The organism is Thioalkalivibrio sp. ALJ24 (assembly GCF_000377785.1).
GTDB lineage: Bacteria > Pseudomonadota > Gammaproteobacteria > Ectothiorhodospirales > Ectothiorhodospiraceae > Thioalkalivibrio.
Genome location: NZ_KB898724.1, coordinates 446083 through 455930, shown reverse-complemented (window position 1 = coordinate 455930; position 9848 = coordinate 446083). Strand labels below are relative to the sequence as shown.

Here is a 9848-nt window from a genome sequence, read left to right as displayed (position 1 = left end):
CAGCCCCTGAGTCCCCACCACCTCGGTGGCCCCCAGTTCCGAGGTCCGCGCATCCACGCCATCCACGGCAATGGTCTGACCCTGGTTCGCGCCCACCTGGAAAAACAGATCCTCCACCGTGCCATCCAGGATCCGGCCACCGTTGAACTCCGCCGAGTTGGCCACGCGGCTGACCTCTTCCATCAGCTGCTGCACCTCGTCGTTGATCGCCTGACGGTCGGAGGCCGAGTTGGTGTCGTTCGCCGCCTGCACCGACAACTCGCGCGCACGCTGCAGCGCATCCCCGACGGTATCCAGCGCGCCCTCGGCGGTCTGCGCGAACGAGATGCCGTCGTTCGAGTTGCGCACCGCCTGATCCAGACCGTTGATCTGGCTGGTGAAACGCTCCGAGATCGCCAGGCCCGCCGCGTCGTCCTTGGCGCTGTTGATGCGAAGACCCGACGACAGACGCTCCAGCGACTGCGACAGCGCCCCCTGCGACTCGTTGAGATTGCGCTGCGCGTTCAGCGACAGCACGTTGGTGTTGATGACCTGGGACATGATGCCCTCCTTGTTTTGCTCGCTCTGCCAACCGGCCAGTCATTGCCGTTCCGGCAGCAATGACAGGTTCGGAATTGCCTCTCACACCCCTTAACGACCACCCCCCGGCAACCTTTAACCCCGATCGGCAAAAAATTTCCGCCCCATTTCCGCAACGGCAAAAACCGCCAAGCCCGGCCCAAACCATCCCCGGTAGGAGCGCGCTCGCGCGCGAAAACCCTACCCGCCCGAACCACCGGCCCCGAACCCACTAACGCAAAAAGGCCCGCCCCGATCACTCGGGGCGGGCCCAGGGATGGGCCGCAGCACGGGCCCGGAGGAAGCCGTAGCCTTACTGCAGCAGACCCAGCACGTTCTGCGGCACCGCATTCGCCTGGGACAGCACCGTGGTCCCCGCCTGCTGCAGCACCTGCGCCCGCGAGAGTTCGGCGGTCTCTGCCGCGAAGTCCGCGTCCCGGATCCGCGACCGCGCATCCGACAGGTTCTCCGATCCGATCTCCAGGTTCGCGATCGTGCTCTCAAAGCGCGTCTGCACCGCACCCAGCTCCGCACGCAGCGAGTTTACCTTGGTCAGGGCTCCGTCAAAGGCGCCGATTGCCTGGGTCGCCGTCTCGCGTGTCGCCACGTCGACGTCGTTCAACGTGACGTCTTCCGATTCCGCATCTTGGAACAAATCAACCTCGGTGTCGTCGCCGTCATCCAATGTGACCACGCCTCCATCAACCGTGAGGTTTTCCGTCCCCAGGCGCGAGGTAACCGCGATGGTCGTGGTACCGTCGTTCCTGACCCTCAGTGCGGCTTCCAGGTCGGCATCCGCAACCTTTTCCGCGTTTTCGTCGCCGGCGGAAGCAGCGTCGGTGATGGCCGCATTGATCATGCGAACCGCATCTTCCAAGGTTGCCGCAGGCTCGACGTCATCATCCTCATTGCCCGAGAGCGGGACCTCGATGTTTTCATCGAAATCATCACTGCTGATGGTGATGTCTGTGAATGGACCATCGAATCCATCCACCTCGGCGATCTGGCCGATCTGTTCCTGAGTAAGGCCTGCTTCTTCGGCCTCGGCGACAAACTCGGTCGCCCCAAGCTGGGAGGTCCGCGCATCCACGCCATCCACCGCAATGGTCTGCCCCTGGTTCGCGCCCACCTGGAAGAACAGGTCCTCCACCGTGCCGTCCAGGATCCGGCCGCCATTGAACTCGGCGGAGTTGGCCACACGGCTGACCTCTTCCATCAGCTGCTGCACCTCGTCGTTCAGCGCCTGACGGTCGGAGGCCGAGTTGGTGTCGTTCGCCGCCTGCACGGCCAGCTGCCGCGCCCGCTGCAGCGCATCGCCGACGGTGTCCAGCGCACCTTCGGCCGTCTGCGCGAACGAGATGCCGTCGTTCGAGTTGCGCACCGCCTGGTTCAGACCGTTGATCTGCGTGGTGAACCGCTCCGAGATCGCCAGACCGGCCGCGTCATCCTTGGCGCTATTGATGCGCAGGCCGGACGAGAGGCGTTCCAGCGACTGGGCGAGATCGCCCTGGGTCTGGTTCAGATTGCGCTGGGCATTCAGCGAAAGAACGTTGGTGTTGATGACCTGAGACATGCTTGCTTCCTCCGGAACTTGAGTGCCGGCCGAGCCGGCTGAGGCAATCCCTGGGCGGCCTCATGCCGCCTTCGATTCCCTTAACGACCGTTCCGGCAAGGGCTTTAGGGATCCGGATGATTTTTGTCCCGGATGAAGGGGATGCACGCGACCGGTCGGGCACAGCCGAATCGGCCAGGGGCCGGCTTCGCGGCCGGGGCCGCTCCTACGCAGGGAGGGTGAGGGTCAGGGCCATAACCACCAGGGCCACGGTCTCGACGGTCTCCAGGGTGGCACCGGCGGGATCGCCGGTGAATCCGCCGAGCCAGCGGCGGAAGAACGCCGCCAGGGCGGCCACGGTGGCGCCGGCGAGGATCAGCGCGATGATGGCGCCGGGCAGGCCGCCGGCCACGCCGAGGATGACCACGGCGATGGCGGTGGCCACCAGTACTCCGGCCGCAGGCCGTTCGGGCAGGTGCGCCGCCATATCGGCGCCCAGGCCGGCGGGGTTGAGGTAATCGGCCAGCCGGAACAGCAGCACCAGGGCGGCACGGCCGAGGACCACGGCGATCACCAGGGCCAGCCACTGGGCGGCGGCCACCAGCGGCACCAGCGCGGCGAACTTGACCAGCAGCACCAGCATCACGGTGGCCACCGCGATCGGGCCGGAGGTCGGGTCCTTCATGATGGTGCGGGCGCGCTCGGGGTCGCCGTGGCTGCCCACGCGGGCATCCACCGTGTCGGCCAGCCCGTCCAGATGCAGCGCGCCGGTGATCGCCACCCAGCCGGCCAGGACCAGCGCGGCCAGCAGCAGCGGTTCGGCACCCGGCAGCAGGGCCAGCAGCATGCCGCCGGCGGCCAGCAGCAGGCCCAGCACCAGCCCCACCAGCGGGTAGAACAGCAGCGAACGTCCGGCGTCTTCCGGGCGCGGGGCCTCGGGCAGCAGGCGCGCCGGCAGCGGCACCCGGGTGAGGAACACCAGCGCCAGCCACAGCGGGGCGAGCGTGGCCGGCCGGCTCATGCCTGCACCCGCGCGGGGTCGACCCAGTGCAGCACCGCCAGCGGGGCCTCAATGTTCAGCAGTTCGGCCAGGGGGATGCCCTCGAAGTGCGCGCGCAGCACGCGGATGACGCCGCCGTGGGTCACCACCAGCGTGCGCGCGGTGCCGGGTGTGGCCACGCTCTCGCGCCAGCCGGCCAGCACGCGCTCGCGGAACGCGCCCAGCGCCTCGCCTTCCGGCGGCGGGCAGCCCTCCGGGTCCTGCCAGAAGCGGCCCAGCGCGTCGGCCTCGGTCTCCATCAGTGCGGCGGCGCTGCGGCCCTCCCAGGTGCCGAAGTGCAGCTCTTTCAGTCGCGGTTCCACCACCAGCGGCACGTCCCAGCGCTCGGCCCAGGCCGAGGCCGGCCCCTGACAGCGCTGCAGCGGCGAGGTTACGATGCGGTCCCAGGCCGGTTCGCCGGAGGCCAGGCCCGGCGGGCGCCGGCGTGCCAGCTCCCCCTCCATCGCCGCCTGGCCGCGCGCGGTCAGCGGCACGTCGCTGCCGGCGCCGCAGAAGCCCTCGCCGGTGGTCTCACCGTGGCGCAGCAGCCCGACCCGCGCCCCGGCGCCGGCGGACGCCCCCGTACTCACGCGCCCGCTCCGGACTCGTCGTCCGCCACGCCGGCCTCGTCGAAGGTCGCCATGCCGGCGTGCAGCTCGCAGGCCATGCGCAGCAGCGGCACCGCGGTCGCCGCGCCGCTGCCCTCGCCCAGGCGCATGCCCAGATCCAGCAGCGGCTGCGCGCCCAGCGCCTCCAGCACGCGGTCGTGCCCGGGCTCGGCGGAGCGGTGGGCGTAGAAGAACCAGTCCCCCGCCCCCGGGCACAGCCGGGTCGCCACCAGTGCCGCGGTGCTGGCGATGAAGCCGTCCACCAGCACCGGCTGACCGATCTGCGCGCTGGCCAGAAACGCGCCGGTCAACCCGGCGATCTCGAAACCCCCGACCCGCCGCAGCCACTCCAGCGCCGAATCCCCGGCCTCGGCGTGCAGGGCCAGCGCGCGTTCGATCACCTCGGCCTTGTGCCGCACCCCGGCCGGGTCCAGCCCGGTGCCCGGGCCCGCCAGCGCGTCCGGCGAGGCCCCCAGCACACCGCAGGCCACGGCCGCCGCGGCGGTGGTGTTGCCGATGCCCATCTCGCCGCCGATGAACAGCCCCGCCCCGCCCTGGCGCGCCCGTTCGGCTGCCTGGCGCCCGGTGTTCAGCGCGCGCTCCAGCTGCGCCGGGGTCATCGCCGGCTCGCGCGCGAAGTTGGCGGTGCCCGGGCCCAGCCCGGCGCGGATCACGCCCTCGGGCTCGGGGCCACCGGGTACCGTGCCCAGGTCGATGATCTCCAGCCCCGCATCCAGGCTGCGCGCGAGCACGGCGATGGCCGCCCCGCCGGCGGCGAAGTTGGCGACCATCTGCCCGGTCACGGCCTGCGGAAAACGCGAGATGCCTTCGGCGACCACGCCATGGTCGCCGGCGAACACGGTGATCCACGGCTGCGGCGGGCGCGGGCACTCGCGGCCCTGCAGCCCCGCCAGACGCTCGGCCAGGGTCTCCAGGCGGCCCAGCGACCCCGGCGGCTTGGTCAGGCGTTCCTGCCGCGCGCGGGCACGCGCGGTCGCCGCGGGATCCAGCGGCGCGGCGGGGACGTTCAGCCAGTCACAGTCTTCGGTCACGCGCGTTCCTCGCGGGTCGATGCGGTCATCAGGCGTTCACCACCGGGCCCTTGAGCACGTGCGGCAGCCCGGCCACGGTCAGCACCACGCGGTCGAGATCGGCGGCCAGGCGCTGGTGCAGCGCCCCGGCCTCGTCGGCGAAGCGCCGTGACAGCGCATCCAGCGGCACGATCCCCAGCCCGGTCTCGTTGCTCACCGCGACAATGGTACCCGGCAGAGTCGGCAGCGTGGCGATCAGCGCCTCGCGCTCGCGCTCGATGTGCGCCTCGTCCCCGGTGCACAGCAGCTGGGTCAGCCACAGGGTCAGGCAGTCGATCAGCAGGCAGCGGCCCGGCGCCGCGGCCTCCTGCAGCCGCACGGCCAGGTCGTCGCCGGCCTCGATCAGATCCCAGCCGGCCGGACGCCGGCGGCGGTGCTGTTCCACCCGCCGCAGCATCTCGGCGTCGTCGGCGCGCGCGGTGGCCACGTAGGTCACCGGCTGGCCGGAACCCAGCGCCAGCTGCTCCGCCATGCGGCTCTTGCCCGAACGCACGCCGCCCAGGATCAGGGTTCTCATGACCGGGTGCCCCCTTGTGGCACGTGCAGCAGGTCCAGCAGTCGGTCGATGTCCATGTGTTCCTCCAGTGCGTCGGCCAGACGCTCCAGGCTCGCCTCGCGCAGCGCGTCCAGATCCACGGCGGCGCCGTCCGCCTCCAGCCCCGCCCAGGCCAGCAGCGCCCCGGCGGCGGCCGGCTCGTCGAACACCCCGTGCACGTAGGTGCCGGCCACTGCGTCGTCCGCCGAACGCGCGCCGTCCGGCCCCGCGGCCAGTTGCAGCACCGGGCGCTCGCAGTCCGCCCCGGCGGTGTGCCCGGCGTGGATCTCGTAGCCGTGCACCGGCGCCGCCCGCTCCATCACGCCCTCGCCGGTCACCTGCCGCAGCTGCTTGGCCGGACGCAGCGTGGTCTCCACGTCCAGCAGGCCCAGCCCGATCGAGGAGCCCGGGGTGCCCTCGATGCCTTCCGGGTCGTGTACCGCGCGCCCCAGCATCTGGTAGCCGCCGCAGATCCCCAGCACCCGACCACCGTAGCGCAGGTGGCGCATCAGTTCGCGTTCGAAGCCCTGTTCGCGCAGCCAGGCCAGGTCGTCGCGCACCGCCTTGGACCCCGGCAGGAGCACCAGATCCGCCGGCTGCAGCGACTCCCCCGGCCCGGCGAAGCGCAGCGACACCCCGGGGTGCAGGCGCAGCGGGTCGAAATCCGTGTGGTTGGAGATCCGCGGCAGCGCCGGCACCACCACCCGCAGGGGCTCGTCCCCGCCGCTCGCCCACGCGTCACTCGCCGGGGCCGCCTCGCGCAGCAGCGCGTCCTCGGCATCCAGCTGCAGCCCGGACAGATACGGCAGCACGCCCAGCACCGGCTTGCCGGTCTCGGCCTCCAGCCAGTCCAGCCCGGACTGCAGCAGCGCCGGATCGCCACGAAAGCGGTTGATCACGAAGCCGGCCACCCGTGCCCGTTCGCTTTCCGCCAGCAGCGCCAGCGTGCCCACCAGATGCGCGAACACCCCGCCGCGATCGATGTCCGCGACCAGGATCACCGGGCAGTCCACCGCCTCGGCGAACCCCATGTTGGCGATGTCGCCCGCACGCAGGTTGATCTCCGCGGGCGAGCCGGCCCCTTCCACCAGCACCGCGGCATATTGCGCCGCCAGACGCCCGTGCGCCGCCAGCACCGCCTCGCGCGCCACCGGCTTGTAGTCATGGTAGGCGCGCGCGTCCAGCTCCTCCACCGCGCGGCCGTTGACGATCACCTGCGCACCGCGGTCGCTGGAGGGCTTGAGCAGCACCGGGTTGAAGTCGGTATGCGGCTCCAGCCCGCAGGCGGCGGCCTGCAGTGCCTGGGCCCGCCCGATCTCGCCGCCCTGCGCGGTCGCCGCGCTGTTGAGCGCCATGTTCTGCGGCTTGAACGGCGCCACCGCGATCCCGCGCCGGCGCAGCACACGCCCCAATCCGGCCACCAGCACGCTCTTGCCGGCATCCGAGGTGGTGCCCTGGACCATCAGCGTGCCGCCGGTATCAGTCATCACTCAGCTCCGACAGTGCGGTCTTCAGGCGCTGCCAGCCCGCCTCGTCGCCGGGCAGCCCGAAGCGCAGGCTGGCCGGCTCGTCGAAGCGCCGCACCAGGATGGCCGCGCGCGCCAGTCGGTCCTGGATCTGCTCGGCCCGTTCGCTGCGCACCCACTGGAACAGCGCGGTACCGCCATCCGGGGCGAGTCCGTGCGCGCGCAGCAGGGCCGCCAGGCGCTCGCCCTCGCCCGCCAGCTGCATGCGCCGCGCCGACTGCCAGCCATGATCCGCCAGCGCCCCGGCCGCGACCTGCCGCGACGGCCCCGGCACGCTCCACGGCCCCAGACGCGCGCTCAGCGCCCGGCGCAGCGCCTCCGGCGCGAACACGAACCCGACCCGGGCCCCGGCCAGGCCGAAGAACTTGCCCAGCGAGCGCAGCACCACCAGCCCGTCACGCGGGCCCTCCGGCACCAGGCTCAGCTGCGGCTCGCTGTCGACGAAGGCCTCGTCCACCACCAGCCAGCCGCCGCGCCGCGCCAGCCGCGCATGCCACTCGCGCAGCTGCGCGGGCTCGAAGCGCGTGCCGGTGGGGTTGTTGGGGTGGATCAGCACCAGCACGTCGAGCGCATCCAGCACGGCCTCGATGGCGCCGGCCTCGGGCTCCACCGGCTGCACCGCGTGGCCGCTGGCGCTCCAGGCGCGGGCGTGCTCGTTGTAGCCGGGGTGCAGCACGCCGACACGCGCCTGCTCGCGGCCGGTGCCCTCGCCCCACAGCGCCGGCAGGGACTGGATCGCGGCCTGGGACCCGGGCAGCGGCAGCAGGGCGTCGCTGCCGTAATACGCGGCGGCCGCCGCCTCCAGCCCGTCATCGGCCTCCGGCAGCCGCGTCCAGGCCTGCGGCGGCAGCGGCGGCACCGGCCAGCCCCGCGGGTTGATGCCGGTGGACAGGTCCAGCCAGTCCTCGACCGGATGCCCCCAGCGCCGGGCCGCCGCGCGCACGCCCCCGCCATGGCGCGACTCCGGGGGCGCGCCGTCCCAAGATCCGGACCGCGCGTCAGGCGAGGACAACGAACGACACTCCGATCACGATTACCGCCATCCACAGCGCCAGCGCGCGGTCCACCAGTGCCATCGCGCGGCGGATGCGCGCGGCCCCGGACGCGGCGCCATCTTCCGATGCTTTCTCCGGGGCTACGTCCGGGACCGGGTCGGGCCCCAGCGACGGCCGCCATTCGCGCCGGCCGTGATAATACGCATAGCCGCCCAGCCGCACGTCCAGTGCGCCCGCGCCGGCGGCCATCACCGGCCCGGCGTTGGGGCTCTTCCACGCGGCGGCCTGTTCGCGCCAGCAGCGCAGCGCGCTGCCCATGCGCCCGGCGGCGGCATAGGCCAGCGCGGTCAGGCGCGCGGGGATGTAGTTGAACACGTCGTCCAGGCGCGCGGCGGCCCAGCCGAAATGGCGGTGGCGCGGCGTGCGATAGCCCCACATCGCATCCAGGGTATTCACCAGCCGATAGGCCACCACCCCCGGCGCGCCGGCCACCAGGAACCAGAACACCGTGGCGAACAGCGCGTCGTTGCCGTTCTCCAGCACCGATTCCACGGTCGCGCGGCTGACTCCGTCGGCATCCATCTCGTCGGTCGCGCGCGACACCAGCATTCCCGTCCCGGCGCGCGCCCCGTCCAGGTCGCCCTGCTCCAGCGACACCGCCACCCGCTCGGCGTGTTCGTCCAGCGAGCGCCAGCCCAGTGCCAGCACCAGCACCAGCAGGCTCACGATCCAGCCCCACGCGAGGCTGGCCGCCCAGCCCGCCAGCAGCACCGAGGGCAGCACCAGCACCGTCAGCAACAAAGCCCCGCGCAACCGGCTGTCCGCGTGGAAACGCTGTTCCAGCCCCTGGGCAAGACGGCCGAAGCCCGCCAGCGGATGGAAGCGCCGCGGATCACCGAACAGCCGGTCCAGGGTCAGGGCACCCAGCAAGACGAGAAAGGCAGTCACGCGCCGTCCCCGTCCTGCGGGTCGGCCACCGGGGTCGAACCCGCCCGGCCCCAGCGGTCCTCGAACACCAGCTCCTCCAGCGGCCGCCGGGTGTCCCAGCCCTCGGTCTCCAGCATCGGCTCGTCGTAGAACGCCTCCACCTCGCCCAGGCACAGGATCGCGATCGGGTGCGCCCCCTCCGGCATCTCCAGGGTGCGCGCCAGCCACTCCGGCTCGAACAGCGACACCCAGCCCATGCCCAGGCCCTCGGCGCGCGCCGCCAGCCACAGGTTCTGGATCGCGCAGGCGGCCGAGCAAAGGTCCATCTCCGGCAGCGTGCGCCGACCCAGTACGTAGGGTTCGCGCCCGTCGGTCAGCGCGACCACCAGGATCTCGCCGGCGTCGCGGATGCCCTCCAGCTTCAGCCGCTGGACCTCCGCACCGCGCTCGCCGCAGGCCTCGGCGGTGCGCTCGTGTTCGGCGGCCACATGGCCGTGGATGCGTTCGCGCAGCGCGGGATCAACGACCCGCACGAAGCGCCAGGGCTGCATGTAGCCGACGCTGGGGGCGCGATGCGCGGCCTCCAGCAGGCGCCCCAGCACCTCCGGGTCCACCGCGGTACCGGCACGGAAATGTCGCATGTCGCGGCGCTCGTTGATCGCGCGGTAGACCGCCGCGGCCTGGTCGGGCGGGAAAGCGTTGGCGGAAGGGTCCGCAGAAGAGGCCGATCCACTGGCGGGCGGCGAGACAGAGGGCGGGGTATTGAAGGACATGCGAAGACGTCTCCCGGCAGCGGGAAAGAGGGTGCTAGGGGTGTCGCGAGGATCCGGATCATGGCCGGACAAGGAGAGCAGATGATACGCGTTCGCACCCGCCCCCTCCAGTGCACCCCGTCACATTTGGCCCGGCAGCGAACGGGCCCGCCCGCCAGCTATCGGTGAGTCCTGTTATCATCTGGCGCCTTCACGCCGGCCGTGCGCCTGACCGGCGCCGCACGCGGCGACACCGTTCCAGGAA

Annotated in this window: 9 protein-coding genes and 1 pseudogene; all 10 read right to left on the bottom strand. The window is 72.0% G+C overall.

Annotated elements, in window-relative coordinates; translation table 11 throughout:
* Positions 1 to 540, bottom strand: a pseudogene (locus D571_RS0102145) (flagellin); the annotation flags it as partial.
* Between the two features lie 331 nt (positions 541 to 871).
* On the bottom strand, positions 872 to 2131 hold the full coding sequence (locus D571_RS0102140; RefSeq protein WP_018935033.1) for a flagellin: 1260 nt from the start codon (positions 2129 to 2131) through the stop codon (positions 872 to 874).
* A 205-nt stretch (positions 2132 to 2336) separates the two neighbouring features.
* A complete protein-coding gene (gene cobS, locus D571_RS0102135) occupies positions 2337 to 3131 on the bottom strand; it encodes an adenosylcobinamide-GDP ribazoletransferase (protein WP_018935032.1) in 795 nt (264 codons plus the stop codon).
* The gene (locus D571_RS0102130) at positions 3128 to 3739 is read right to left on the bottom strand and encodes a histidine phosphatase family protein (RefSeq protein ID WP_018935031.1); all 612 of its coding nucleotides are present in this window, start codon (positions 3737 to 3739) and stop codon (positions 3128 to 3130) included. The genes cobS and D571_RS0102130 overlap by 4 nt, the downstream gene beginning before the upstream one ends.
* Positions 3736 to 4809, bottom strand: a complete 1074-nt coding sequence (cobT, locus tag D571_RS0102125; RefSeq protein ID WP_018935030.1) for a nicotinate-nucleotide--dimethylbenzimidazole phosphoribosyltransferase — start codon at positions 4807 to 4809, stop codon at positions 3736 to 3738. The genes D571_RS0102130 and cobT overlap by 4 nt, the downstream gene beginning before the upstream one ends.
* Positions 4810 to 4837: 28 nt before the next feature.
* Positions 4838 to 5365, bottom strand: coding sequence for a bifunctional adenosylcobinamide kinase/adenosylcobinamide-phosphate guanylyltransferase (gene cobU / locus D571_RS0102120; protein ID WP_018935029.1), 528 nt, complete (start codon positions 5363 to 5365; stop codon positions 4838 to 4840).
* Positions 5362 to 6870: a cobyric acid synthase gene (locus tag D571_RS0102115; protein WP_018935028.1), complete on the bottom strand. Its 1509-nt coding sequence runs from the start codon at positions 6868 to 6870 to the stop codon at positions 5362 to 5364. Before D571_RS0102115 ends, cobU begins: the two co-directional genes overlap by 4 nt.
* A complete protein-coding gene (gene cobD, locus D571_RS0102110) occupies positions 6863 to 7852 on the bottom strand; it encodes a threonine-phosphate decarboxylase CobD (RefSeq protein ID WP_018935027.1) in 990 nt (329 codons plus the stop codon). The genes D571_RS0102115 and cobD overlap by 8 nt, the downstream gene beginning before the upstream one ends.
* A 55-nt stretch (positions 7853 to 7907) precedes the next feature.
* Positions 7908 to 8852, bottom strand: coding sequence for an adenosylcobinamide-phosphate synthase CbiB (gene cbiB, locus D571_RS0102105; protein ID WP_018935026.1), 945 nt, complete (start codon positions 8850 to 8852; stop codon positions 7908 to 7910).
* Positions 8849 to 9604 carry a 5,6-dimethylbenzimidazole synthase gene (gene bluB, locus D571_RS0102100; RefSeq protein ID WP_018935025.1) on the bottom strand — a complete coding sequence of 252 codons (756 nt, stop codon included), beginning with the start codon at positions 9602 to 9604 and terminating at the stop codon, positions 8849 to 8851. The genes cbiB and bluB overlap by 4 nt, the downstream gene beginning before the upstream one ends.
* Positions 9605 to 9848 lie beyond the last annotated feature (244 nt).